The sequence below is a fragment of the Paenibacillus sp. 2TAB26 genome, from assembly GCF_052115145.1.
Classification (GTDB): domain Bacteria; phylum Bacillota; class Bacilli; order Paenibacillales; family Paenibacillaceae; genus Pristimantibacillus.
In genome coordinates, this window is sequence record NZ_JBFRGC010000002.1 from 174,425 (window position 1) to 201,192 (window position 26,768).

Genomic DNA, 26,768 nt, shown 5'->3' on the forward strand with positions numbered 1-26,768 from the left:
AGTAAATATATATCGAGCGCGCCAAGGTGGAAATAATAGGTGAGTAAGCATGCTGCGTAATGCAGCATGCTTTTTTACATTTCATTTAAATCGTGCATACATATTATTGGTCTATTGATGTGAAATGGGATAAAGCTCCATCTCCATGCATAATTGGGCGCTTCGAGGGTAATTATACCAAATGAAATATTGTCCGGAAAATGGAGGTGAATAACAGTGGAAGTATCCTTTTCTAGACTTCAAATCATTTTTTTATTGTTGTTATCGCTCGGAATATCGAATCATGTACTAATCATTCCGCATCTGTTAAAAGCAGCGGGACGCGATGCCTGGATTAGTATTCTGCTTGCTTATGTTGGATTGATTGTTTGGAGCCTGATCTTATATTGGATTTTAAAATCGATGAGTACTTTATCGTTTCAAAGCTGGATTGAAGGCCGAATCGGAAAAATCGGTTTTAATGTCATTGGCGGTGGATTCGCTCTATATTTACTGGTAGCCGGCATGATGATTGTTTTTGATACAACAAAAAACGTCAATATTTATTTCCTCCCGAGAACACCGAGTGCTATCGTTATCCTCAGCTTTATTTTCTTGGCTTACTGCGCTGCTAGAGGGGGACTCAAAACCATCGTATATATGTCTACCGTATTATTGCCTGTCGTTTGGATATTGGGAATCGGCGTAGCTATTATGACAAAGAACAGCAAAGATTACGGCATGCTGCAACCCATTTTGACAGAAGGAATAGGTCCAGATCTGAGAGGAATAGTGGTCGTTTTTGGCGGGAGCATAGACCTCATGGTGCTGCTTCTATTACAGCATAAATTGAAGAAACCTTTAAATTATAGCACCGTTTTTGTGCTGCTTACCTTATTAGTGGGATTGATCATGGGACCTACTATAGGATCTTTAGCTTCCTTTGGGCCGATCCAGGCTGAAAATTTTCGGTTTCCCGCTTTTGAGCAGTGGAGGCTGGTGATGATCGGAAGACATATTTCGCATGTAGACTTTTTTGCAGCTTTTCAATTAATGGCCGGAAGTATCGTGAGAACGGCCCTTATCATCTATTTTTTAGCTCAACTTATGGGACGTGGTTCTGAGAAATATTCAAAAACGATTATGATTTGCATAACAGTTGTCATTTCTATACCTTCGTTATTAATGATTAGTGATATTAGCATGCAGGCGTTCATTCAGCGCTACTTCTATACCTATTCACTGTGGTTTGGAGTAGCCATAACGGCGATACTCTTTATGATCACCTATATGCCACATCGAAGAGAGGAAGCCCAATGAATCAGCTGCTTGAAGAATCAAAGCTTTTTGTTGATCTGGAAACTAGCCTGCAAAGTGGTAGCCTAAGGAAGAGCCAATTGATAGATGTATTCTCCAATTACTCAGATGTACAATTTCCCCCACTGCCGCAACTGGAGATGCAGGATAAGCTGACGGCATTTTATTGTGAAGGAATGGTTGATAAAACGGAGTTGAACATCTATTTCACCCGCATGTGCCAGTATATAAACGCCATGTTATGCGGTACGGATGAAGTACAGGCTCAAGTGGACGAATTACCCTTATTCGCAATAAAAACGACAGCTGAAGATATGGTGTCTCATTTATTTTGCGGCAGCTTGATTATATATTGTGAAGGAGCAGTGGACTTTTGGGTTGTTCACATTTCTAAGATTCCACAGCGGTCGTTGCAGGAATCGAATACAGAAATTTCAATTAAGGGGCCAAAAGACGCCTTCACGGAAGATTTGTTTACGAATATCTCACTCATTCGGAAACGGATGCAAACGGGTTTGCTGTTCAGTGAGCAGTTCGTCATTGGGAACATTAGCAAAACCGAAGTATCTTTGCTTTATCTTAGTCATAAAGCGAACCCGGAAATGATAGCTGAAGCACGTAAACGATTGAGTAACATTGATTTGGAAAGTGTGGTGAGCAGTGGGCAGTTGGAGCAATGGTTATCGGATCGAACCTTCTCGCTGTTTCCATTAATTGATTATATTGGTCGTCCTGATTTTGTTATCGAAACACTTCTGCGGGGGAGATTTATCATTGTTGTAGACGGATCACCAATGGTACTGATCGGACCGAGCAACTTTTTTGAGTTATTAAAATCACCTGAGGATGTCCACTTCCCCTATTTTTATGTCATGTTTCAAAGAGCCCTTCGCATTATAGGGCTCATACTAAGTATTTTTTTACCTGGCTTCTGGATTGCCATTGCGACCGTAAATCTGGATCAAATCCCTTTCTCCTTATTATCGACAGTAGTCATATCTCGTGAAGGTGTTCCTATGCCATCTTTCCTTGAAGCATTGCTGCTGTTATTTCAATTTGAATTGCTTAGAGAAGCGGGCGTTCGGCTGCCTAAAGCTGTTGGACAAACCATCGGTATTGTCGGCGGTTTAATTATTGGAGACTCGTTAATAAAGGCTGGACTTGCTTCACCCACATTGCTTGTTGTTATTGCTATTTCGGTGGTAGCTACATTTAGTTTGGTCAATCAGTCGCTGTCAGGAACAGTGAGCCTGCTCAGACTTTTTATTTTGCTAATTTCCTCTATGCTTGGCATTTACGGTTTCTTTCTGTGCATGTTTCTGATTCTGATCTATTTATGCAGGCTCGATTCGTTTGGGCTTTCCTATCTAGAACCGATATCCTCCTTGCGAATGAAAGACTGGTTATCAGCGTTGCTTGCTGATCCATTCAGAAGGTCACGTTTCTCTTCGGCGATGTTAAACAAAAGGAAAAGGTGAGAGAAATGATGCGTAATTTACGATTGACTTTTGTTCTGATAGTCCTCTCGTTATGTATCTCAGGCTGTGCTTCAGATGTTAAGGATATTGAGAAATTGAATTATGCATCGGCAATTGGCGTGGATTACAAGGATGGAAAATATCACGGTTATATCCAGTTTGTTGATTTTCAATCGATCGCTAAATCGACTGAAGGAAAGAAGCAAACAGCGAAAATTTGGGTGGGCGAGGGGGTAGGAAGCTCTTTTGAAGAGTCCTTCTTTGCCCTATATCAAACCGCGCAAGAACGAATTTATTGGGGGCATTTGACTTCTGTTATCGTGAGCGAAGCGGCTTTCAAAAGAGGATTTGGAGAAATCTACGATAGTATTGTTCGTTATTATGAATTTCGTTTAACGCCTTGGGTATTCGGGACAAGAGAATCGGTAAAGGATATTCTTAGCACAGGTGGTTTTCTAGGACAGTCTCCGCTGAGCACCATTCTCCATGAACCGGAAGGAATTTATGCTCAAAGCTCTACTATAAAACCGATTAAGCTCCACCGATTAATCGGAGAGATATATGAACCTGGCTATACTTCTTGTATTCCAGTACTAGCTGTAAACAACAAGCAATGGAAGGAAAAAAACCAAAACGAGCCCAAACTGATGATTGATGGGGCTATATTTCTCAAAAACGAAGCTTATCAAAGCTACATCCCATTAAAAAAACTGTCCGGACTGCGCTGGATGCAACAGGGGACGATTCGTGCAGGTGTATCTGTACCTAAAAATACGCAGGAAACCGTTCAAATTGTTGTTGAAAATCCTAAAACCAAGTTGAAGCTTGTAAGTGCGGAAGGAAAACCTAAATATAATATTGAGATAAAAGCGAAAGCTTATATCGTAAGCCAGACCAAGAACAGCTTTCTTGGGCTGCAGCAATTAACTGACGAGACGAAAAAAACAATCGATCAAGAAATTGTTGAGTTATTCCGTACAGGAAAAGAGACGAAGACAGATGTCTTAAATCTTGAACATGATTTATATCGACACCATTACCGTCAGTGGAAAGCTAGCTCTCCGGCAGGGGAACTTCTGTTAAAAGAAAATCCAATTAATGAAGTCAAAATTGACTTGAATATTGTGCATTCGAGTTCTGAAAAATATTCCGTTTCAAACCATAAAGACCCTTCAAAATAATACAAAGCGATGCTGTGTTCATTTCAAATAACCAAACTGCCGTGAAATTTCTTTAGCCGTTTTTAAGACTTTATTCGTATAGGAGATAATTCGATTTTCATCCATACGATGTATGGAGCTAATTAAAGTAAGTGCGGAAATAACCTGACCGTTCGAGTCTCGAATTGGAGATGAAATGGAAACTAAGTTTTCGTTGAATTCCCCAATTACGACGCAATAATCCTGTTTCCGAATTCGTTTCAGTTCCTCTTTCAACAGGGAGGGGTCAGTAATTGTTTTTGAAGTAAACTTGCTAAGTGGTTGGTTCAACATTTTGTTCATTTCAAGCTCATTTTGAAAGGCTAGTAGCATTTTTCCGGAACTCGTGCAATGTAGCGGATTTCTCCCGCCCACAAAAGAACCGATGTCTTCTTTACTTGAACCCTCTCTTTGATAAATATAAGCTACTTCATTTTCCTCCAATACAGCTATTCGGAGTGCTTCGCAGGTTTCTTGCGCGAGACGCTCAATGAAGGGGCTTGCTGCTTCAGCTAAGTCCTCAAAGGACATAACCATAACATGATATAACGATACGATGCGTTGGCCAAGTCTGTATTTATGAGAAACTGGATCTTGAAAAACAAAACCTTCGCTCAGCAAGGTAGACAGCAGGCGGCTGGTTGTGCTTTTACCTAGACCTAATTCTTTGGCCAGCTCCGTTAGTCTTTTATCAGGCGTTTGCACAGTAAACAATTTTAATAAACGTAGTGCGTTTTTAACAGAAGAGAGCGTCTGCGGATTTGTATTCGGCACGAGTTGAAACCCCATTCTCCGATTTATATTTTAATTTAATAATTCCGTATACAGGAACAATTACATTGTTTGCGTCGACTTTGCCTATTATTATACATACATAAGAGCTCTTATCCAATCACGTTTTTTGAAGGAGGAGTAGTTGACAAGTGGAACATTTTTGATTTTGCAATCAGACTCAATCATGATTTGATAACGCTTACAAATTTGCAAGAGGAACGAACGTTTGAATAAACTGCTTGATAAAATTAAACAGACCATATCGTGAGTTTGCACCATAAGGGAATGAACAAAGCTGAGCAGTAAAATGCAACATGAAAGCGCTGTATATTTAAATGATTTCGAACGTGAAAACACGAGAAAAGGGAGCTGAAAAAATCATGGTTATGGATGAAGAGTACAAAAAATTAGTTTCTTTGATGGAAGAACGAGTTGAGGTCAACAAGCATAAAGGGCTTGATATTGTCATTAAAAAAATTCCGGATTCCGATGTAGAAGGGGATCTGGACCCAAGGGTGATGAATGTTACTTTGGATATGCTGAAGGCGATGGCTTCCGGACCCCAGATGGATTTTGGTTCACTCGCTGCGGATAACATCGGTCAACTCAGAGCTATGATGGGATGGCCAAACGTAGATGTTACCGTTACCGAAATTGAAACCGAACATAAAACGATTGATGGCAAACACGGTCCGATTCCGATCCGTATCTATTCGCCGCAAAAGAGCGGGCCAATGCCAGCAATTGTGTTTTTCCATGGTGGAGGGTTTATTGGAGGTTCTGTAGTTAGTGTTGAAAACCCGTGCAAGTGTTTGGCAGAAAAAGCAGGGGCTGTTGTGGTGAACGTTGACTACCGCTTAGCGCCGGAGAATCCTTTTCCTGCCGGACTTACCGATTGTTTTGATGCGGTCAAATGGGTATATGAGCATGCAGCTGAAATCAATGTCAACCCGGAACAAATTGGAGTGGCAGGCGACAGTGCAGGCGGGAATTTGTCAGCTGTGTGCTCTCTAATGGATAGGGATTTAGGAACCGGTATGATTAAATATCAGGCGTTGCTCTACCCTACGGTTAGCATGAGCGGCGTTGCTACCGATGATTTTGAATGGAATTTGGAAGAGTATACCGTTAACCACAACCACGAACTTATTCAGGGAATCATACGAGCATTAAGCAGTTCTACGGGGCTTGAGAACATTTATTTGGATGGAAATACTAAAGTAACCGATCCTTATGTATCACCGTTGTTAGCAGACGATTTGAGCGGTTTGCCAGCAACCCTTATTATTGAAGCGGAATATGATTATCTGAGATTGGAAGGCGAGGCTTATGCCAGAAAATTAATCAGATCAGGTGTCAAGACGAAGATGATCAGGTACAACGGTGTAGACCATGCTTTTATGGACAAAATAGGGCTATATCCGCAAGCGGAAGATTGTATGAACGAAATCGCAAAAGGATTAAATGAATTGTTTGCTTAACAAATGATCACCGTAACCTTGAATAGAGGCTGTTTCAAAAGTAGAACTACTTACTTTTGAAGCAGCTTTTTTTGTTTTGTGAACAGATGATTATGCACTATAGATGACTCTTTCGAGTCATTTGGTTAAAAGTATACGTTGTTAAAATAAGAGAAGTACTTTTAGGAGAGTAGGTGAACCATTGCGAAAAATAATTATAGCAGCGGGGTTATTGTGTTTCATTCTAGTTTGCTTAGCAGCTTGCTCTGCTTCGGCTCCAGTGACAAACGACCCTGCAGCCATTGAGGTGGACTTGAGGACAGATCCTGACAAGCCAGTATCAGGCTCGCCGATAGAACTTATGGCAGATTTCACGGGAGCTGAGCTCACCGATTCCTCAGGGATGACATTTGAAGTCCGCGTGAAAGAGGAGCCTGTGTTTATTGAGGCAAAAAAGGAAGGACAAAATGTATTTAGCGGCACGTATACATTTCCAGAGCCGGGTACATACGAGGTCTACATGCATCTGTATACCGACGATATCCATGTGACGAAAAAGAAGCAGGTAGAGGTGCAATGAGAGCAGCTGTACAGAAATTAATGTTTGGTTTAATTGTGGCAATGCTGCCTATTTTGATTGGGGCAAGCAGTGTAAAGGCTGAAGCAACGGCGAAATCGTTGCAGATGTTGATTAATGAGGCCCAGGCAGGCGATATTCTGCTGCTTTCTTCAGGAACATATGAAGGCCCCATAATGATTGATAAACCGTTACAACTGGCAGCAGAGTCTGGCGCAGAGGTTACGATTAAAAATACATCTGAAAAATCAGCCATACTAATAAAGGCTAACAACGTTTCTATCACTGGAATTAACATTTTGGATGAGAAGATTAAGAGAGACCCTACTATTTTAGTGCAAGCGAATGGCGTTTTACTGGATGGTTTGCAGATACACACCGGCTCCTTTGGTATCAAGATGAGGAAAGCAAATAACGGTGAAGTTCGAAACACAAGAATTGATTGGGTTGGCGTAGCTCAGAATCGTCCATTGAAACTATCTGACAAAGGAAATGGAATAGATCTTTATGAGTCAAATGGGAATAACTTCAATGGGAATATGATTTCTTCTATGCACGATGGTATTTATATGGAGAATAGCGATGATAATTTAATCGAAAATAATCATTTTGAGCTGCTGCGTTATGGTGTGCATTGCATGTATACCAAAGGGACGGTCATTCGCAATAATTACGGCAATCTGAACATTACTGGAGCAATGATTATGGCTGTTCGTGATGTCGAGGTTTCTGGAAACCGATTCAATAAACAAAGTGAAAGTGTTAATTCACAAGGCATTTTATTGTTTGACGCACATGATACATCAATCATAGGCAATCATGTCGAGGGAAATCGCGTCGGGCTTTATGTAGAACAATCCACGCAAAACAAAATAGAAGACAATGCTGTAATCGGTAATTTTATTGGGATACAGCTGCTAGATGCTAAAGATAATGTGATCACTAAAAATCAGTTTGTAGGTAATGTGGCAAGCGCAGAAGCAAAAAATAGTATTGGCAATGCGCTAGACGGTAACTACTGGGATTCCTTCCAAGGCATTGATACGGATGGCGATGGCAGAAGCGAAATAGCCTATGCATTAAATCCTTTTTTTCAAAGTCTTGTTAAAGCGAAGCCAGGTTTTCAATTGTTTTTTCAGTCGCCAGGTATGATCTTTCTCGAAGATCTCTATCAGTCGGATAGACAGCTCTGGTCAACAGACCTTTCTCCGTTGATGCAGCCAAATGGGAAACAGAATGCTATATTACCGACACAAACGCTGCTTCATTCTGCATTAGTTGGCAGTGGACTTTTGATTTTGGCGTTTTTTATCATGTATATGGGGGTAAGAAAAAGATGAAAACAGGACGATTAGGTGCAGCACTTTTTTTAATTGTTATTTTGATGCTGGCAAGCGCTTGTGGAGCCAAGGAATACAAGCCGCAAGCAATTAACGAAGAAACGGATAAATGCGTCATCTGCAATATGGCAGTAAAGGATGATCCTTACGCAACCCAAATCATAACAAAGGACGGTCAGTCTTTAAAATTTGATGACATCGGATGCATGAATAAGTGGAAAGTTGAGAACGGAACCGAAACATTAGGTGCAGAGTTTGTTAGAGATCATAATAGCGGAGATTGGGTTAAATATGAGAAAGCTTATTATGCTTACGATGCTGAGTATATTACTCCAATGGCTTATGGCGTTATTGCCTTTGAGGATATAGCGTCCGCTCAAGCTTACATCGACGAGCAAGGAAAGGGACAGCTGCTTAGCTCGGATGAGCTTGCTCATCATAAATGGGAAGTTAACCGAGAAATGATGGATATGGAAGACATGGAGAAGCACAATGAAAGCATGCATTCCGATGGAAGCAAAGATGAGATGGACATGGGCCATGAAACGGAAGGTAACCAGTCGTGATTCAGACGATTTATTTTGCAATAAGGGAATTGAAGTTAGGGTTTCGCAATCCGTGGGCCTATTCTTTTATGGGTCTTTTTGCATTATTTATGCTCTGCCTGCTCTTAATTAACGCGCAAGGTTATGTTCAGGGCTATTCTGGCATTACCGGAACAACGCTTAATCTAGTCTTATATTTATTGCCATTGATGTCCCTGCTGCTCGGCTCGTTTTCTTTGACCGCAGAGAAGGAGGACGGGAGCTGGGAGCTATTATCGACATATCCTATCAGCACCTGGTCATTTATGCTCGGAAAATACTTAGGGCTTGCAGTTGTGCTGCTAGTTATCGTTTTTGTAGGTTTTGGCGCTGCGGGTCTTCTTGGTTTGGCCGCTGGATCAGGCTTTGGATTGCAGACATATGTGCAGCTGCTATCCTTTTCCGCCAGCATTGCTTTGTTTTTTCTTGCCATTGCTCTGCTCATAGGTACACTCGCAAAAAATCGCTGGCAAGCTTTAACGATTGGTGTAGCCATTTGGTTTTTTGCCATTATCGGCTGGCCTCCATTGCTTATTTCCGTCCTTGGCTTCATGCCATATCCCGTTATCAAGCCAGCAGTTACTGTACTCACTTTTGTTAATCCTGCAGAGCTTTCCAGGCTTTTTACAGTAGTGAAGCTTGGCGGGGGAGCCATATTAGGTCCGGAATATTATGGATGGATCAAATGGATCAAGCAGCCTGCGGGGAGTATAGGTTTCGCTTTTACAGCTATTCTATGGATAGCATGCGTGATCACAGCTGCACAGTTCATTTGGGAGAGGAGGCGATCACGTGCCTGATCCTTTAGTGAAGCTTGAAGGCGTCAAGAAATCAATAAAGAAACAAGTCGTCATTAATGCGCTTGATTTGAACGTGGAACAAGGTCAAATTTTGGCTTTGTGCGGAGGAAATGGCGCAGGCAAAAGTACGATTTTAAGAATGATCGCAGGTATATCACAGCCTGACAGCGGTATTATTGCTGTTCAAGGCTTGCGTTGGAAAGAGGATCGCAAGCGTTATGCTGAGCTTATAGGTTACATGCCGGATGATTTTCGGTTTGGTACTGGATTAACAGCTTATGAAACACTTGCATTTTGGGCATCGCTGCGAGGGGTACCAAAACTAAGAGTACTGGAAGTACTGGAGGAAGTAGGCCTTGCGGATACTGGGAAAAAATCAGTATCCTCTTTCTCGAAAGGAATGCGACAACGTGTATTGTTTGCACAGGCTTTATTGGCCAAGCCGCCCATTGTATTGATGGATGAGCCTACTAATGGTCTCGATCCATACTGGATTGAAACCTTCGTACGTATGGTGAAAGAAATCGCAGCGAATGGCCAGACTGTTATTTTTTCAACCCATCAACTTCATGTGGCAGAGGCACTCGCAAACCGAATTGCTCTGTTAAGAGGCGGTCATATTGAGCTTGAGGGCTCTTCTGTACAGATTCGAGAACAATTAGGGGCGAGAGGACTTCAGGATGCATTCGCAGAGTGGTTTGGATTAACGGGCAGCCTTAACGGATTTTAATTATTCCCTAATTCACAAAACAAATCCCCCGACCTGTTTAGGCGGGGGATTTGTTGCATCTATTCTTTAATGATGATGTCCGCTCTCCATAGGTGCAGGTTCACCAGAATGTTGTGCGCTCTCCAGCATTGCTAGCTTTTCAATCGCATCCTTGCCAATCGCAAGTCGTTTGGCCGGCATAACCTGATCGTTTGCAAAATGAATGCGAGATTGGACAACATAAAGGCCTTCCTTGGCAATTGGATGCGTGACACTATATACGCCAGGCGACAATTGTTCTGCTTGTATGGTCACGGCGGAAGACTGGTCGTCTTCCTGCCAGATGATGAATTGTGCTTGATCTGCGTTTATCATCGGCTTACCGCCCTTAAGGACTTCTACGGAGAAATGGTTTGGTTTTTCAATTTCGACATTCTCAGGCGAAAGAAGATTAACAGTTAGATGAGGCGGTAGACCGCTCTCGTCAACTTCAGCAGCTTTGGCAGTGCAGCTACATAACAATACGACAAGAAGAAGCGGCAATGCCGACTTATACAAACGGCGGATAGTTACATTCATAAGTACATTCTCCTTAAACTTAGACCGAGAACCAGTGCCGTAGCGACTTTATTCTGCGGAGGATGAATAGATCGAGGACAAGAACAACGAGAATCGATAAGCCAACTAAGGGCATTAAAGCGCCGCATGCCAACATGATGATCAGTACGCCAATCGTTATTTTTCTGCTCTTTGGTTTGGCTGGAGCGCCAAGTTTGCCTTCAGGCTTACGCTTGCGCCACATTACATAAGAGCTTATGGCTACTAGGATAAGTCCCATGCAGGCAATTAATCCAAGCAGCTGATTGGCTAAGCCAAATAGGGTGCCTTCATGAAAAGCGATGCCATATGAAATCGCTTTAGCCATAATACCATAATCTGCAAAGCGTACATCTGTCAGTACTGCTCCGCTATATTGATCGATGTGAAGCGTTGCATCCTTACCCGGTGTGGGATGCGATGTGGATACAGTAAAAACACCGCTTTCTCCTATAGGGATTGTAATCGTGTAGGGTTTCAGAACATGACGCTGATCAGCAATAGCTTCCATTTCATTTATGCTTAAAGGTACATAACCCCCTAGTACAGAAGCAGGAACGGGTAAACTTTCTGCTGCCCAAGGCAAATCCTCGGCAATATCTTTGGCGACCGTAACGGATTCAGGTTTTGCGCCAAAGATGGAAGCGAAGGGGGGCGTATTCGTGTTCGTTGAATTAGCCAGCTTATCGATTTGTCCCCCCATAATCCCAGACCATGGCAGTCCTCCAGCTATAATGACTAACAAAACGAGGGATATCCAGAAGGCAGGAACCGCATGCAAATCTCTCCAGAAAATACGGCTTCCGGGTTTACTGAGCCTTGGAAGAATAGTTCCCCATATGGCAGCTTTATTGCGAGGCCACCAAAGGAATATACCGGTCAATAACATGATGATCGCCCAGCATGCTGCAAGTTCTACAAGCCGGTTGGCAAAGGTACCGCCTATAACGAGCTCGCTGTGCATTTTTTTGAAAAAAGCGGAAAATGTTTTGTCACTGTTCATCATGCCAAGTACATTGCCAGTGTAAGGATCCACGTACATCGTTGTGGAGGTTCCATTCCGGCTTACCGCCATTTTGTAGCTTGATTTAGGATCATCGTCGAGCGTAATAGACGATACTATAGTGCCTGGATAAGCTTTTGTTGTTTTTTCAATAATTCCCTCAGGCGGCATCTTGGTTGTTCCAACTTCACGAACAGTAAGCATATCTTTGTACAAATATCCCTCGATTTGAGGTTTGAATAAATAGACGGAACCGCTGAATGCTAAAACGATCAAGAAGGGTGCAAAAATAATACCTGCGTAAAAATGCCATCTCCATACCGACTGATAAATGGCTTGGCGTAATCCTGTTGACGCGCGTTTTTTCATCCCGGGTTCAGATGTGTTTAATTTTTCTACTGGTATTTTGCTCATAAAACGTTACCCCGTTCCTGTAATAATAAATCTCATTTATTATAACGTCATGAAGGATAACATCGGATGACTCGATAGAGCTATCATTTCAAATCTAAAAAAGGTGTAAATATCACAATAGTATACTTTTAGATACCCTGTTCCTCGAAAGTACGTACTTCCATTACCTATTTAAAAGAGTAATAATAGGGTCATAACAAAAAGTAATTAACTTAAATTAGATAAGAGAGAGGTTGATATATAGTGGAAAAATATCGTATTGATCAAAGCAAAGGAATAGAGTTTGGGCTTTACTCTCTAGGGGATCATTTGCCCAACCCGCATACGGGTGAGCGGATCTCTGCACAGCAGCGCATTAAAGAAATCATTGAAGCGGCCAAATTATCTGAACAAGCAGGTCTTGATGTATTCAGCGTTGGTGAAAGTCATCAGGAATACTTTGTATCCCAAGCCCATGCAGTTATTCTTAGCGCTATTGCTCAGGCAACAGATAAAATTAAAATATCAAGCTCAGCGTCGATTATAAGCACTTCTGATCCCGTTCGTGTCTATGAAGACTTTGCGACGATCGATTTGATATCGAGTGGACGAGCAGAAATCGTGGCTGGCAGAGCATCACGAATCGGATTGTTTCAATTGCTTGGGTATGATCTTCGTGATTACGAAGAGCTGTATGAAGAGAAATTCGAGCTGTTAAATGTAATCAATAATCAGGAGACGGTTACATGGAATGGACAATTTCGTGCTCCTCTTAACGATGCAAAAATATTGCCGCGGCCGTTAAACGGCTCTTTGCCGATATGGCGTGCAGTAGGCGGATCGCCAGCAAGTGCGATAAAAGCTGGAATGGCAGGAGTGCCAATGATGCTGGCGACATTAGCAGGACCGTCATCAAGCTTTAAATTATCTGTTGACGCCTACCGAAGAGCTGCTGAACAAAGTGGTTTTGACCCAGCAGCGCTGCCAGTTGCAACCACTAGCTTGTTTTATGTAGCGGAGACCTCACAGCAAGCGATGAAGGAAGCTTACCCTCATGTTAACAAAGGTATGGAATTTTCTAACGGACGCGGTTTTCCGAAGCAGCATTTTGCTCAAGGTGCCGATACCCGCAATGCTTTGATGGTCGGAAGTCCTCAAGAAATTATTGAAAAAATACTATATCAATATGAGCTATTTGGTCACCAGCGTTTTCTCGCTCAAATCGAATTTGGCGGCGTATCATTTGAAAAAATCATGGAGATGATTGAAACCATTGGCACTGTTATTTTACCCGCAATAAAAAAATATACAGCAGCGAAATAATAGGAGGGATTCATTATGAAAATCGTTGGTTTGTCGGGATCAATCGTGGGCTCAAAAACAAGAACAGCAATGAATTACACTTTGGAATCGGTCAAAAAGCAATACCCTGAAGCGGAAGTGACGTTAATTGATTTGGCCGATTATACGATTCAATTCAGCGATGGTCGAAATTACTTGGAATATGAAGGAGATACGGGCTACGTTACGAAAACCATTATGGATGCAGATGCCATTATTATTGGGACACCCGTCTTTCAAGCTTCCATTCCAGCTACTTTAAAAAATATTTTTGATTTGCTGCCCGTTAATGCTTTTCGCGATAAAATTGTGAGTATGCTTGTAACAGCGGGGTCATCCAAGCACTATTTAATTGCAGAACAACAATTGAAGCCAATTTTAGCTTATATGAAAGCTCAGATCGTGCAAACCTATGTGTTTATTGAAGAGAAGGACTTTCAACGGAAAGAAATTGCGAATGACGATGTTATTTTTCGAATTGAACGTTTGGTGGAGGATACCGTTGTATTGACCGAAACATTTACCAAGATTCGTGAACAGAAAGAAGAAAAGTACGATTTCTAAGACAACTGCTTGAAGACGTTGCAGTCCCGCTGTGCCATAGAGTAAAAAGATGAACTGAAGAGTTCATCTTTTTTTACTTAAAGGCTAGTTTGATTCTTTTTTTGCATTTTATACAAGGTGTGCTTGGTGCCCCATTCGTGCATAATATCGAGAACAGGTTCTATGCTCTTGCCGTATTCCGTTATGGAATATTCTACTTTTGGCGGTACTTGAGCATATACTTTTCGAGAGATGATGTACTCTTCTTCGAGCTCACGCAGCTGTTGGGTTAACATTTTCTGCGTTATTCCTGGTAGATTTCGTTTCAACTCACTGAATCTGTTTGTGCCTGAATGCATAAGATGCAACAAAATGAGGGGCTTCCATTTGCCTACTAAGATACTAAGGGCATCATCTACATTACATAACTCGGGCTGCTTGTCCATTTCGTTTCGTTCCACCTTACAGTATTTTTGTATACTATAGTACATGTAAGCTTGTACTTACTATGATTGATTTCATTATTCATATTAGCATCATAAAGTGTGATTAGAAAGCGATCGTTGAAGTGCGCGCTTTTGCAGCCAAAATCCTCCATACGAATGGAGGTTATTTTGCGTTTATAATTAAGTGCCTCTAGTTTCCAAACCGCAGTGTAGATGATATTATCCTTATGGTTGTACAATATAATCAGGACTTTCATTATCATCTCATTTGTATGGTCTGAATACGCTGCAAGTGTTCACTTTTACTATTGGAGGCTTTATTTGTGAAAAAAAATGTTGACTCGGAGTGGGCAGAATCCCACTTTCCATTATATACGGCTGAGAGTATTGATTCGATTTATAGTACAACGAATCGCCCAATGTATGAAATAAACGAGAGCTTAACGGTGCTGATTGCAATTGTTAGCGGCAAAGGCAGCCTTCGGATCAAGGATCAGCTCTACGAGTTGATGGATGGCAGCGTTATCCTCGTTCCAGCGAACACAGAGGCAGTACTGAGTGCAAATATGATGCATCCTCTTCATATGTACAAGCTTGCTATAAATACCCGAGAGCAGGCGAATTCTCAGTCATCAGGCACAATGATGAGAAAGAGTGAGGCAGCATCAAATTCTAGTGTACATTTTTTTCCTAATGAACCTGCGATTACAGCATCTGTGGAGGAGCTATATATTCACCGATTGCCAGGAAATGAAATCCGCCATGTACAAAATCAAATTGTGTTTCATCAAATTATTCTCCAATTGCTAGAGGGGCAAGAGGCTAAGTTTGCTTCAAGCGAAAAACCATCTATGGAACGCAGCATTGCTTACTTAGAGAGCCACTTTAGTGAAAAGATAACGCGTGAGCAATTAGCAGAAATTGCAGGTGTAAGTCGGTCCCACTACTCCATTCTCTTTAAGCAATTAACCGGGTTTTCGCCTAGCGATTACTTATCGCGCCTTCGTGTGCATCGTGCCAAGGAGCTATTGATTAGCGGTTCGGGCACGCTCAGGGAAATTGCTCTGAAGGTTGGGTACAAGGATGAATTTTATCTCAGCCGGCGTTTTAAACAGGAAACGGGGGCAGCACCTTCGGCGTACAACCGAGGCACTTTCCAGAGAGTGGCTGTATTGCTGACACCCTATGCGAGCCATCTGCTTTTACTTGGTTTGGAGCCGACGGTAATCATCTCGGACAGCAGTGAATATTTGAATACGTCCGGACTTCAATCGCCTCAAACCATGATGTTTATAAACGCTGACTGTTCGGCAGAACAAGTGAAATCGCTATTGCTCGAAAACAACATTGAGCTGATTATTGCGGCAAATCAGCATTTGGATGAGTATGGACTCAATGTAGAACAATTACGGGCAGTTGCCCCTATTGTGGAAATATCGTGGATGGATTTAGGCTGGAAAGAGCATCTTCGTCTTATCGCTCAAGTTATACAGAGAAGAGATAGAGCGGAGCAGTGGCTAACAGAGTATCAGAGAGAGGAACAGCACGCGCATTCCTTGGTGCAGCAAAGCAGAGCCGCGCAAGAAATTATAACGATTCTCGTCATTAAGCCTGAACATTTGCTCGTTTATGGAGCGCGCAATGTCGGATGTGTGGTTTATCAATCGCTCGGATTACAGCCTCCTGCACGGATCAAGGAGGATATGGACAAGCTTGGCGATAAATTTCATTCCATTCCGATTAAGATATCGGAGCTTACACAATATGCTGGTGATCGAATATTAGTTATCGTTTTTCCTGATGCGAAAGGATCAACTGCTCATTCAGATGTAATATTCAAATCTAATTATTGGAGTCAGCTTCCTGCCGTACAGCAAGGTAATGTACATCTGCTCAGCCATGATGAATGGATTCCATACAATCCCGTTTCAATTCGTTTGCAGCTTCAACGCGCTGTATCTTTATTCACAAGCAACTAATAGTCCAAGTTAATTTCCCAACAAAAAGGCATGGATCAGAGCAAAATGCATCCCTATAATAACGTTATGGTAATGAAAATGATAATTATTTTCAATGCCTATACATGATAGCAAAAGAAAAGGGAGAGAGTCATCTTATGAAAAAGCTTTTTGTTCCGTTCGTTCTATCTTTAGTTCTTATTCTGAGCGCTTGCGGCGGCAATCAAAACAATAATGCAAGCAGCACACCTGAAGTATCATCCACGGATGCACCGAAAAATGAGGCGTCACCATCAACAACCTCAGATTCGGGCACCTTTACTTATCAATCAGAAAATGGCCCTGTGGAAGTTCCGAGCAATCCACAACGCGTCATTGTAATTACAAGGTTCTTAACAGGTAACGTTATGGCGTTAGGTGTACCGCTTGTCGGCGTGGATGAAATGTCCAAGGATAACCCAAACTTTAAAGAAAAGCTAGCGAATACAGAAGCAGTTACAGATGAAAGTCTTGAGAAAATTATCGAGTTGAATCCAGATCTTATTATAGGACTATCCGATATTAAAAACATTGACAAGCTTAAGCAAATCGCTCCTACAGTTACTTATACTTACGGCAAAGTAGATTTCTTAACGCAACAGATTGAAATTGGCAAGCTGTTGAATAAGGAGCAGGAAGCCAAAAACTGGGTCGATGATTTTAACGCGCGTACGAAAAAAGTTGGCGAAGAAATCAAAGCAAAAATCGGTGCGGATGCGACGGTTTCGGTAATCGAGACATTCAATAAGCAGCTTTATGTTTATGGTGACAATTTCGGTCGCGGAACTGAAATCCTCTATCAACAATTCGGGCTAGGCATGCCTGAGAAAGTTAAAGAAGCGACGAAAGCAGAAGGATTTTTCGCAGTTTCAACGGAAGTTCTGAAGGACTACAGTGGGGATTATGTCATTTTCAGCAAAAACGCAGATGAAGACAATACGTTCCAAGACACTGAGACGTACAAAAATATTGCTGCTGTCAAAAACCAACACGTTTTTGAAGCGGATGCCAAAGCGTTCTACTTTAATGACCCGCTTAGCATGGAATATCAATTAGAATTTTTCATTCAAAATTTTCTAGGAAAATAAAGTAAAGAAGAGAGTCCAATGAAAAGTAAACGACAATCTGTTTTAATTTCATATAAGCTCATAGGCTGCTTACTCATGCTTGTTCTGAGCTTCTTTCTATCCATGAAATTCGGAGCAGCGGATACGACATTTCGCGAGCTGTGGCTGGCTATCACATCAAACGTGAAGGACGATAATATTCTCGTCCTTCGCGAGATCCGGCTGCCTCGTGCAATAGCGGCGATATTGATCGGTGCTGCTTTTGCCGTATCCGGCGCTATTATGCAAGGGGTCACGCGCAATCCACTTGCAGATCCAGGCTTGCTAGGTCTTACTTCCGGCGCCAACATGGCGCTCGCGCTGGCTTTTGTATTCATACCGGGGCTGAATTATTTCGGCATCATGCTTGCTTGTTTCCTCGGAGCTGCTCTTGGAGCAGCGCTGGTCATGGCTCTTGGCGCGACTCGGCGAGGAAGATTGTCTCCGATGCGAATTATACTTGCTGGAGCAGCCGTTTCAGCTTTTTTGTACGCGATCTCAGATGGCGTCAGCATCTTTTTCAAAATTTCCAAGGATGTAACGATGTGGACTGCTGGAGGATTGATCGGAACAACCTGGTGGCAGCTTCAAGCCATTGCACCGGTCATTCTTATTGGCATTGCGGCAGCTTTGGTTCTCTCGAACCAAGTAGGCATACTGAGTCTGAGTGATGAGGTAGCGACGGGGCTTGGACAAAAGCTGATGATGATCAAAGCGATTTTGTTCGTTCTAGTAATTGTACTTACTGGCGCTTCGGTTGCGCTTGTTGGCAATATGGCCTTTGTAGGTTTGATGATTCCGCATATCGTGCGTAGGTTCGTAGGTACCGATTATCGGCATGTCATGACCTTCTCCGCTTTTGCAGGAGCAATCTTCATGCTGCTTGCTGATATGCTGAGCCGGACGATTAACGCACCTTATGAGACGCCTGTAGCAGCTATAGTTGCTATGCTGGGTTTGCCTTTCTTCTTATTCGTCGTGCGTAGAGGAGGGAAAGCATTCTCATGACATTGTCAGCTCTCATTCGCAAACAACGCTTTATCCTGCTAGCCAGTTTAGTACTGATTGTTGTTACGGCTGTCATCAGCATGGGAGTAGGGTACTCTAAGCTGTCGTTTGACAGACTGCTTCCTGTGCTGCTTGGCCATGGCACCTTCAAAGAGGATTTTGTCTTGTTCTCCGTACGTTTGCCGAGGATTTTGATCACCTTGCTGTCGGGTATGGCTCTTGCACTGGCCGGCTCTATATTGCAAAGCGTCACTCGCAACGATCTCGCAGATCCTGGAATAATCGGCATCAATTCTGGAGCAGGCGTGGCGATTGCGATATTTTTTCTCTACTTTCCGATCGATGTAGGAACATTCGTTTATATTTTGCCGTTAGTCGCTTTCCTTGGCGCATTGCTCACAGCGGCTCTAATCTATTTTTTCTCGTACAGCCGAACACGCGGGCTTGATCCCATTCGACTGGTACTCGTCGGTGTCGGTTTCTCAATGGCGCTGTCGGGGATAATGATCGTCATTATTTCCTCAGCAGAACGCTCGAAGGTAGATTTTATCGCAAAATGGATTGCAGGTAATATATGGGGGGCGGATTGGCCGTTCATCTGGGCTTTGCTTCCATGGCTGTGCTTACTCATTCCGTTCACCTTGTATAAGTCACATCGGCTCAATCTTCTTTCATTGAACGAAGAAACAGCGGTTGGTGTCGGTCTAAAGCTTGAACGGGAACGTCTCGTGTTGATTCTAACCGCGGTTGCCGCATCTGCGTCAGCGGTATCGGTTACAGGAGGAATTGCCTTTGTTGGATTGATGGCACCGCATATTGCGAAAGCATTGGTTGGTCCACGCAATCAGCTGTTCATTCCTGTCGCTGTTTTGCTCGGCGGATTACTGCTGTTAGTGGCGGACACAATTGGCCGCAATATCGTCGATCCTGACGGTATACCTGCCGGTATCATGGTTTCATTGATCGGCGGCCCGTATTTTGTTTATTTACTGCTCAAAAAATAACAGTTTTCTAGCTTCATGAAAAGATTATTTGAAGAGAGCATTGCACCATTTTGGGCAAAAAACAGCATCTCGAGGACTTGTGTTAAACGGAGCACAGTTACTTAAATGTGTAATTTTTTCTACTTTTCAAAAATTGTTGTTTACGTTAGAACAGATTTTTGATAATATAATCGCAACATTCAAATGCGATGAAGAGATGAGTAAATAAATGAATTCTTTCACAGAGAGCTCCGTTAGCTGAAAAGGAGTAAGAGTTCCTTATTGAACAAAGACTTAGAGCAGCACATCGGAACCGGGTTACGGGGATGGTGTGACAGGAGCTCCTGTTACAGAGCTAGAGTATAAGCATGCGCTTGCATAGCCGTACTTGAAGAGGTTAATATGGCGACATATTGACGAATCTGGGGTGGTACCACGAGCATATTAATCTCGTCCCTAAGACTTACCATAGTCTTGGGGGTGGGATTTTTTTTATTGGTGCAAAGCTTACTCAACGTACATTGTATATAAGGTATAACAATTTAAAATATTCGAATCGTTAGTAGCAGAATGATTAAGCGATATAGAAAGGATTGAATATCTAATGACACAAAAATTAAAAGTAGGTATTGTTGGAGGAACAGGCATGGTGGGCCAGCGGTTTGTTGACCTGCTGGATCAGCATCCTTGGTTTGAGGTTACAGCTATTGCAGCTAGCGCCAGCTCGGCAGGTAAAACTTACGAGCAGTCAGTACAAGGCAGATGGAAGCTCACCAGCCCTATTCCTGAAGCTGTAAAAAATATTGTCGTTCTGGATGCTTCGAAAGTAGAGGAAGTTGCTAATCAGGTCGATTTTGTTTTTTGTGCAGTCGATATGAAAAAAGATGAAATCAAAGCGTTGGAAGAAGCTTATGCAAAAACAGGCACGCCTGTTGTATCCAACAATTCAGCTCACCGCTGGACGCCTGATATTCCTATGGTCATTCCAGAGATTAATCCTGGTCATTTGGAAGTCATTGCAGCACAGAGAAAGCGACTTGGAACAGAAACTGGATTTATTGCTGTTAAGCCCAACTGTTCCATTCAGAGCTATGTACCTGCACTTCATGCACTGCTTGATTTCAAACCTCAAGTTGTCATTGCATCGACGTATCAGGCGATTTCTGGCGCAGGCAAAAACTTTACCGATTGGCCTGAAATGTTAGACAACGTTATACCTTATATTGGCGGCGAGGAAGAAAAGAGCGAGCAGGAGCCTCTACGCATTTGGGGCAGCATCGAAAATAATGAAATCGTAAAAGCGAACGCACCTTTAATTTCTACACAGTGTATCCGCGTTCCCGTATTAGACGGACATTTGGCAACTGTATTTGTATCATTCGAAAACAAACCTTCGAAAGAAGAAATTCTCGATCGTTGGCAGCAATTCAAAGGTCGTCCGCAGGAGCTTGGCTTGCCAAGCGCACCGAAACAGTTTATTACGTATTTTGAGGAAGAGAACAGACCGCAAACGAGACTAGATCGTGACATTGAACAGGGCATGGGCGTTTCAGCGGGAAGATTGCGTGAAGACTCTGTATACGATTATAAATTTGTAGGACTATCTCATAATACAATACGTGGAGCTGCGGGCGGTGCTGTACTGATTGCCGAGCTTCTTAAAGCAGAAGGCTATATTCAGGCAAAGTATAGCAACGCATAAGCTTTTTAATAAGATTTAACAGGTTCATTATGATTAAAGACCATCCCTCGGGATGGTCTTTTTTTATATATCGAGTTGATTTTTTTAGCTGCTTTCCACGCCATTAGATTTACAGTAAGTTAATATGTATTTGAGATGGTGAAAACAATTCGTGCCTATAATTGTGGTATGTAGACTGTTTGTTACCGATTCGTTTTGTTTTGTTGAACAATTAAATGCTTTGAACAAGGAGAGATTGCATTGAAACGCATAGCGATTGATATGGATGAGGTAATGGCGGATACTGCGGGTGCGCATTTGGAATGGTACAACAGGGATTTTAACGATAACCTGCTGATTACGGATTTGCATGGAACAACCTTGTCGCAATTGAGGCCTCAACTAAAAAAAGAAATAGACCGTTGTTTTGACAATGAAGTTTTTTTTCGTGAACTAAAAGTTATTGAACATAGCCAAGAAGTCATACGCGAGCTCAGTCAATTTTATGAGATTTATATTACGACTGCTGCGATGGAGGTTCCGGCATCATTTAAAGCCAAGTACGAGTGGTTACTCGAGCACTTTAGTTTTCTAAACAATATGAATTTTGTGTTTTGCGGAAATAAGAGTGTCATTCACGCTGATTATTTGATTGATGACAATGTAAAGCAGCTTGAACGTTTTCGAGGTCAAGGCATTCTTTACGATGCTCCGCACAATATTCATAAGACCGGGTATGTTCGGGTGCATAACTGGGGTGAAGTAAGGGACTATTTCATGGACGAGGAACGACAAACAGACGATCTTAATGTAGAGAAGGATGGTTGAGCACTATGGAACAAGGACGTGTCATGCACATTCCGCAGCGGCAGCAGCCTGTCAATGTGTTGACGCATTGGATATTTGATTCTGTGAACACATTGTCTGGTTCGATTGAGGAAAGGAATTTGGTCTTAAACGATGTAAGTGGCAGCGGGAATCATATTAAGATGGTTACGACGCAGGATGTTTTGGAGCAGCCTGATAAGGTTTTGCTTGGATGGATGGAAGGAAGCCGTGACGAAGCGGGATTAACTTTTCAAAATGATCGATGCAATAAAGGAAGCGGTAGTTATTTTCAAACGGTGGAGAATGCACCTATTAACCTTGACCGATTAGAACATGGGTACACGATTGAAGCAATCGTTCAATTGCCTGAGCCATTTCATGAGGATAAAAATAGCTGGATGGGGGTGCTTACGAGACAGGGCAGGGGCGCTGACATCGGCAACTCGGGAGAAAATGAACTGCTCGCGACATTGTCTGTTTCGAACTGCAAGGAATACCAGTGGATATGTCATCCAACGAATCGATCATCCTCGGTAACGAGCTGGTCGCGTTATTTGAATACAGGACAATGGCATCATATCGCAATTGTGAACGATAGGGAACAAACGCTCATGTATGTGAACGGAATTTGTGATTACAGCAGTCCTTCCAAATCAATTGTCGGCGTTTCTGGAGTTGAAGGCAAAGGATGGAATATTGGAGCATCGGAGTGGGGCGGTCAATTGGATCAATTATTTTCCGGAACCATTCGAGAAATCCGTATCGCTAATGAGCCTCTGGACAGGGCAGATTGGTTGAAAAACATTAGTCCACAGCAAGTTCTTCAAGGTACGAATGAGCATGTTTCACTTCTGCAGCAGGAAACCAATTACAATTTCGCTTTTATTCCAGATGCTCAGAAGCTGGTCTACTTAAATCCGGAAATGTTTGAAGCACAGGTTGATTGGATTGTGAATAATGAGTTGAGCAGCAAAATTGCAATGACTGCTTATGTAGGTGATATTGTCGATCATAGTGATGCCTTAGAGGAATGGGAACGTTCCTCCAGTGCAATCTCTGCTATGGATCAGTCACGAACTCCGTATTTGATGACAGCTGGAAATCATGACTATAATGAGGAAGATACGTATTTGAATTATTTTGGCCCAGAACGTTTTCTCAGCAAAGATTATTATAAGGGCAATTCACCATCAAGATATAGTTCATATGGCATTGTCCAGGCTGGAAGCTATCATTATTTATGGTTAATGGTAGATATGCAGCATCTAATGAAGGACTTGGCATGGTGTAAAATAGTGCTTGATGAACATAGCGATATGCCAACTATTCTTGTTTCGCATGATATTTTGTATACAACGGGTGATAGTCAGAATCTAATTTCACATGAATCGGAAAACGGGAAAATCATATGGGATGAGCTGGTTGCTCCCTATAACCAAGTGTTCATGACGGCTAATGGGCATTATAACGGCAATTTTCATCAAACAAGGCAGAACAATTCAGGTCACGAGGTTATACAGCTGCTAATCAATTATCAAGACAGCTACCGCGGCGGCAATGGCTGGATGAGATTGGCTCAATTTAACGAGAACGACAATCATATTTGTTTTCAAACCTATTCTCCTTGGGTGGAAATGTTAGGGCAAAGCGAATCTTTGACCTATCCGGATTATCGCTATTTAACAGGAAAATATGATTCGTTTACCTTTTCATTTGATTTTAAAAAACGGTTTTCCTTTGTGAATAATAGCTTAAGGCTAGAAATGGAGTGATCTTTGAATGTCTCTTTTATCAGAAGATCGAAAACAGTATATTCTCGTTCAGCTGGATACCTTCGGGAAGGTGCAGGTCATTTCGTTAGCAGAACAGCTTCAGGTTTCTCTTGAAACGATTAGACGTGATCTGTTTGTGCTGGAGGAGGAAGGAAAGCTTAAACGTGTATATGGCGGAGCTGTAAAGGTGCAATATGAGAAAGGCGAGCCTCCCTATCAGCAGCGTCAAATTCTCAATCTTGAAGCTAAACAGGTTATTGGGCAGCGAGCGGTAGATCTGATCAATGACGGGAACACGATTTATATGGATACCGGTACAACGATTCATGAAATGGCACGAGCTCTGCGAGGTAAAAAAAGGATAACGGTTATTACCAACTCCTTAACGGTAGCGAATCTTCTAACGGAATCATTAACACAAGGACTGTTTAACGGACGAGTTATTATTTTGGGAGGCGAAATCTCGCCAGAGCAGCAATCAGTCAGTGGTCATATATCACAGGAAATACTTAAAAACTTTTACGTGGATAGAGCTTTTGTTTCCGTAGGCGGTATTTCAATCGAGACAGGAATTAGCGATTACGATATGAATGATTCCGTCATTTCAAGAATGATTATATTGAAGGCGAAGGAAGTGATCGTGTTAGCGGATCACAGCAAGATTAGTATACAGGCATTTTGCCACATTGCACCTTTAGAAGCGATTGATGTTGTCGTCTGTGAGAAGGATCATCCTGAAGCATGGGCACAAGAGCTCGAAATAAAAGGAATTACTTGGATTAACGCAAGTCAAATCAATTAAGCGAGAAGAATCGGACGCAGCTCCGGTTCTTCTTTTTTATTTTGCGAAAATGATTAGCTTAAATAATAGGAACGGCTAGATTTTAGGCTTGAAATTGATCAATCATACAACAAACAACAACATCGGGCTTAATGATACCTTATTATTACGAAAATACCACGATAACAATCTTTAACTACACTATAAATATCACAACAACAGTAATAAGTGCTTTATTAATTACTTATTAGAGAAATTTTGAAATTAGAAGAATAGGAGAATGGTTTATGACTTGTCGAACTTTTCCGCTCATTTGCGCCCATACAGGGAGCGGTGCTGCACCGGATAACACAAGGGCTTCCTTTCTGGAGAGCATAGCTATGCGTGCAGACGTGGCAGAAGTTGATCTTAGGGTGACAGAGGACGGTAAGGTAGTATTGCTGCATGACCATAGCCCGCTGCTTGCCGAATTGACATTCGAGCAATTGAACCGGCCGGAAAACCGCGTAAAGCTCAGCCCTGTTTACGAAAGCCACACCATTACGACACTCGATGAAGTTCTAGGCTTGGCAAGAGAATACGGTATAAAGCTCAATTTGGATATCAAAACAAATGCGGTAATTGAACCAGCGATTAAGAGCATCAGGAATTTTGAAATGGAGGAGCTTGTATTCATTACAGGGTGCTCGGACGAAATTACGAACCGCCACCGGGGAATTAAGGTTCTTTATAACACGCCGGATGTACTTACTGAACAAGAGGAACTCGACTATATCGGATGGGCACGAATCGTTAGCGAATGGGCAAATGTAGGCGGATATTACGGCTTAAACCTGAATTACCGAACTTGCCGCAGCGAATTGGTGGAATACGCACATAGGCTGGGTTTGGCAGTGTGGGTCTATACCGTTGATGATAGGGAATCTCTTAAGGAGATGATTGATTTAGGTGTCGATGAAATAACGACAAACGAGGTTAATCTGCTGAAACAATTAAAGATGGAAACAGGTTAATTCAAAAATGATAACGAAGGGAGAAGCCCTCATTGCAAACCAAAGTAGCTTTAGTTCCAACTGGAAATCGAAAAAAACAGCGTTTAGTTTATTTGTTGAAAAAAATATGGTTATACCGCTATTTGTACTTTATGCTTCTGCCTTGTCTAGCGTCCTTCATTATTTTTTCCTATATCCCAATGGGCGGATTGCTTCTGGCGTTTAAGGAATTCAAATTTAATCAAACCATACTTGAGAGTCCGTGGGTCGGCTTCGAATATTTCGCAAAGTTTTTCAACGATGTTCAAAGTATGACGCTGATCAAAAACACACTCATCATCAGCTCAATGAAGCTGTTTCTCGGTTTGCCGTTCCCGATTTTACTTGCGCTAATGTTCAATGAAATTAAAAACCGTGCCTTTAAAAACATCGCCCAGAGTATTTCGTATTTACCGCATTTTATGTCATGGGTCATCGTTATTGGTTTAGTACAAAGAACATTGGCGCCGGATACTGGCTTGCTTAATGAAGCGATCACCTATTTTGGGGGAGACGGCAGCACATTCTTTATGAATGAAGCCAAATATTTTTATCAAATCATGTTCGGCAGCCACATATGGAAAACAATCGGTTGGGATTCCATTATTTATTTGGCAGCCATCGCTGGAATTAATCAAGACATGTATGAAGCGGCCAAAATTGACGGGGCAAGCAAATGGGCGGAAATATGGCATATAACCCTTCCGTCGATTCGTCCGACCATTCTCATCGTGTTTATTCTATCGCTTGGAAGCATTTTGTCAGCGGGATTCGACCAGCTATATTTGCTCAAGATGCCAGGAAACAGTGATCTGGTAGATATTCTGGATACGTATGTGATTCGCGTGGGCTTGCAGCAAGGCCAATACGGATATGCAACGGCAGTCGGTATGATGCAAGGTGTTATCGCTTTAGTTCTTGTAGTCACTGCCAATCGTTTCGCACGAAAAGTGTCCGGCACTTCGGTTTGGTAACTTGTTCGATAGAAGCATTTTTCCTTGAAGAGAGACGCTTAACCGCGTTTTTCCATATAAATTAAAA

Annotated in this window: 26 protein-coding genes and 1 other annotated feature; of the genes, 21 read left to right on the forward strand and 5 right to left on the reverse strand. The window is 42.3% G+C overall.

The genetic code is table 11. The features are described 5' to 3' along the window. The first annotated feature begins 216 nt into the window (after positions 1 to 216). The 3 genes from AB4Z50_RS02180 to AB4Z50_RS02190 are packed head-to-tail and all read left to right on the forward strand — an operon-like array spanning position 217 to position 3,955. Positions 217 to 1,299 (forward strand): endospore germination permease, encoded by a 1,083-nt coding sequence (locus AB4Z50_RS02180; RefSeq protein WP_441875118.1) that lies wholly within the window; start codon positions 217 to 219, stop codon positions 1,297 to 1,299. Beyond that, entirely contained in the window at positions 1,296 to 2,774 is a 1,479-nt protein-coding gene (locus tag AB4Z50_RS02185) for a spore germination protein (RefSeq protein ID WP_441875121.1), read from the forward strand. The genes AB4Z50_RS02180 and AB4Z50_RS02185 overlap by 4 nt, the downstream gene beginning before the upstream one ends. Positions 2,775 to 2,779: 5 nt before the next feature. Beyond that, on the forward strand, positions 2,780 to 3,955 hold the full coding sequence (locus AB4Z50_RS02190; protein ID WP_441875565.1) for a Ger(x)C family spore germination protein: 1,176 nt from the start codon (positions 2,780 to 2,782) through the stop codon (positions 3,953 to 3,955). A gap of 18 nt (positions 3,956 to 3,973) precedes the next feature. Here the strand turns inward: AB4Z50_RS02190 and AB4Z50_RS02195 are convergent, their stop codons facing one another. Further along, on the reverse strand, positions 3,974 to 4,747 hold the full coding sequence (locus AB4Z50_RS02195) for an IclR family transcriptional regulator (protein ID WP_441875124.1): 774 nt from the start codon (positions 4,745 to 4,747) through the stop codon (positions 3,974 to 3,976). Positions 4,748 to 5,133: 386 nt separating this feature from the next. Here AB4Z50_RS02195 and AB4Z50_RS02200 point away from each other — a divergent pair, with 386 nt between their 5' ends. The 6 genes from AB4Z50_RS02200 (at position 5,134) to AB4Z50_RS02225 (ending at position 10,238) form a co-directional block, all read left to right on the forward strand. Next, positions 5,134 to 6,228 carry an alpha/beta hydrolase gene (locus AB4Z50_RS02200; RefSeq protein WP_441875568.1) on the forward strand — a complete coding sequence of 365 codons (1,095 nt, stop codon included), beginning with the start codon at positions 5,134 to 5,136 and terminating at the stop codon, positions 6,226 to 6,228. A 181-nt stretch (positions 6,229 to 6,409) separates the two neighbouring features. Then, the gene (locus AB4Z50_RS02205; RefSeq protein WP_441875127.1) at positions 6,410 to 6,787 is read left to right on the forward strand and encodes a hypothetical protein; all 378 of its coding nucleotides are present in this window, start codon (positions 6,410 to 6,412) and stop codon (positions 6,785 to 6,787) included. Next, entirely contained in the window at positions 6,784 to 8,124 is a 1,341-nt protein-coding gene (locus AB4Z50_RS02210; protein ID WP_441875130.1) for a right-handed parallel beta-helix repeat-containing protein, read from the forward strand. The genes AB4Z50_RS02205 and AB4Z50_RS02210 overlap by 4 nt, the downstream gene beginning before the upstream one ends. Beyond that, complete coding sequence (locus AB4Z50_RS02215) at positions 8,121 to 8,690, forward strand: nitrous oxide reductase accessory protein NosL (protein ID WP_441875133.1); 570 nt, start codon at positions 8,121 to 8,123, stop codon at positions 8,688 to 8,690. The genes AB4Z50_RS02210 and AB4Z50_RS02215 overlap by 4 nt, the downstream gene beginning before the upstream one ends. After that, the gene (locus AB4Z50_RS02220) at positions 8,687 to 9,508 is read left to right on the forward strand and encodes an ABC transporter permease (RefSeq protein ID WP_441875136.1); all 822 of its coding nucleotides are present in this window, start codon (positions 8,687 to 8,689) and stop codon (positions 9,506 to 9,508) included. Before AB4Z50_RS02215 ends, AB4Z50_RS02220 begins: the two co-directional genes overlap by 4 nt. Next, entirely contained in the window at positions 9,501 to 10,238 is a 738-nt protein-coding gene (locus AB4Z50_RS02225; protein ID WP_441875139.1) for an ABC transporter ATP-binding protein, read from the forward strand. Before AB4Z50_RS02220 ends, AB4Z50_RS02225 begins: the two co-directional genes overlap by 8 nt. Positions 10,239 to 10,304: 66 nt before the next feature. Here the strand turns inward: AB4Z50_RS02225 and AB4Z50_RS02230 are convergent, their stop codons facing one another. Continuing rightward, positions 10,305 to 10,796, reverse strand: a complete 492-nt coding sequence (locus AB4Z50_RS02230) for a FixH family protein (RefSeq protein WP_441875142.1) — start codon at positions 10,794 to 10,796, stop codon at positions 10,305 to 10,307. Between the two features lie 19 nt (positions 10,797 to 10,815). Then, positions 10,816 to 12,231, reverse strand: a complete 1,416-nt coding sequence (locus AB4Z50_RS02235) for a PepSY-associated TM helix domain-containing protein (RefSeq protein ID WP_441875145.1) — start codon at positions 12,229 to 12,231, stop codon at positions 10,816 to 10,818. Positions 12,232 to 12,474: 243 nt separating this feature from the next. On the opposite strand from AB4Z50_RS02235, the gene AB4Z50_RS02240 reads away from it, so the two are divergent. Continuing rightward, complete coding sequence (locus AB4Z50_RS02240) at positions 12,475 to 13,533, forward strand: LLM class flavin-dependent oxidoreductase (protein WP_441875148.1); 1,059 nt, start codon at positions 12,475 to 12,477, stop codon at positions 13,531 to 13,533. A gap of 15 nt (positions 13,534 to 13,548) precedes the next feature. Further along, positions 13,549 to 14,115 carry an NADPH-dependent FMN reductase gene (locus AB4Z50_RS02245; RefSeq protein WP_441875151.1) on the forward strand — a complete coding sequence of 189 codons (567 nt, stop codon included), beginning with the start codon at positions 13,549 to 13,551 and terminating at the stop codon, positions 14,113 to 14,115. Positions 14,116 to 14,192: 77 nt separating this feature from the next. On the opposite strand, the gene AB4Z50_RS02250 is transcribed toward AB4Z50_RS02245, so the two are convergent. Together AB4Z50_RS02250 and AB4Z50_RS02255 are read right to left on the reverse strand one after the other, a co-directional pair. Further along, positions 14,193 to 14,540 carry a winged helix-turn-helix transcriptional regulator gene (locus AB4Z50_RS02250; protein ID WP_441875154.1) on the reverse strand — a complete coding sequence of 116 codons (348 nt, stop codon included), beginning with the start codon at positions 14,538 to 14,540 and terminating at the stop codon, positions 14,193 to 14,195. Then, positions 14,510 to 14,797, reverse strand: coding sequence for a hypothetical protein (locus AB4Z50_RS02255; RefSeq protein WP_441875157.1), 288 nt, complete (start codon positions 14,795 to 14,797; stop codon positions 14,510 to 14,512). The genes AB4Z50_RS02250 and AB4Z50_RS02255 overlap by 31 nt, the downstream gene beginning before the upstream one ends. A gap of 66 nt (positions 14,798 to 14,863) precedes the next feature. Between AB4Z50_RS02255 and AB4Z50_RS02260 the strand changes: the two genes are divergently transcribed. From AB4Z50_RS02260 to AB4Z50_RS02305, 10 genes are all read left to right on the forward strand, one after another. Further along, complete coding sequence (locus AB4Z50_RS02260) at positions 14,864 to 16,519, forward strand: helix-turn-helix domain-containing protein (protein ID WP_441875160.1); 1,656 nt, start codon at positions 14,864 to 14,866, stop codon at positions 16,517 to 16,519. Positions 16,520 to 16,656: 137 nt separating this feature from the next. Beyond that, positions 16,657 to 17,625 (forward strand): iron-hydroxamate ABC transporter substrate-binding protein, encoded by a 969-nt coding sequence (locus AB4Z50_RS02265; RefSeq protein WP_441875163.1) that lies wholly within the window; start codon positions 16,657 to 16,659, stop codon positions 17,623 to 17,625. 18 nt (positions 17,626 to 17,643) lie between these two features. Continuing rightward, positions 17,644 to 18,651, forward strand: a complete 1,008-nt coding sequence (locus AB4Z50_RS02270) for a FecCD family ABC transporter permease (RefSeq protein WP_441875166.1) — start codon at positions 17,644 to 17,646, stop codon at positions 18,649 to 18,651. After that, positions 18,648 to 19,655, forward strand: coding sequence for a FecCD family ABC transporter permease (locus AB4Z50_RS02275; RefSeq protein WP_441875169.1), 1,008 nt, complete (start codon positions 18,648 to 18,650; stop codon positions 19,653 to 19,655). The genes AB4Z50_RS02270 and AB4Z50_RS02275 overlap by 4 nt, the downstream gene beginning before the upstream one ends. A 179-nt stretch (positions 19,656 to 19,834) precedes the next feature. Next, positions 19,835 to 20,095, forward strand: a binding site (T-box leader). A gap of 143 nt (positions 20,096 to 20,238) precedes the next feature. Beyond that, positions 20,239 to 21,336 (forward strand): aspartate-semialdehyde dehydrogenase, encoded by a 1,098-nt coding sequence (gene asd / locus AB4Z50_RS02280; RefSeq protein WP_441875172.1) that lies wholly within the window; start codon positions 20,239 to 20,241, stop codon positions 21,334 to 21,336. Positions 21,337 to 21,576: 240 nt separating this feature from the next. Further along, positions 21,577 to 22,143 carry a 5' nucleotidase, NT5C type gene (locus tag AB4Z50_RS02285; protein WP_441875175.1) on the forward strand — a complete coding sequence of 189 codons (567 nt, stop codon included), beginning with the start codon at positions 21,577 to 21,579 and terminating at the stop codon, positions 22,141 to 22,143. A 5-nt stretch (positions 22,144 to 22,148) separates the two neighbouring features. After that, positions 22,149 to 23,915 (forward strand): LamG-like jellyroll fold domain-containing protein, encoded by a 1,767-nt coding sequence (locus AB4Z50_RS02290; protein ID WP_441875178.1) that lies wholly within the window; start codon positions 22,149 to 22,151, stop codon positions 23,913 to 23,915. Between the two features lie 7 nt (positions 23,916 to 23,922). After that, positions 23,923 to 24,717 (forward strand): DeoR/GlpR family DNA-binding transcription regulator, encoded by a 795-nt coding sequence (locus tag AB4Z50_RS02295; protein ID WP_441875181.1) that lies wholly within the window; start codon positions 23,923 to 23,925, stop codon positions 24,715 to 24,717. Between the two features lie 266 nt (positions 24,718 to 24,983). Further along, positions 24,984 to 25,709, forward strand: a complete 726-nt coding sequence (locus AB4Z50_RS02300; RefSeq protein WP_441875184.1) for a glycerophosphodiester phosphodiesterase — start codon at positions 24,984 to 24,986, stop codon at positions 25,707 to 25,709. Positions 25,710 to 25,840: 131 nt separating this feature from the next. Continuing rightward, on the forward strand, positions 25,841 to 26,701 hold the full coding sequence (locus AB4Z50_RS02305; protein WP_430059321.1) for an ABC transporter permease: 861 nt from the start codon (positions 25,841 to 25,843) through the stop codon (positions 26,699 to 26,701). Positions 26,702 to 26,768 lie beyond the last annotated feature (67 nt).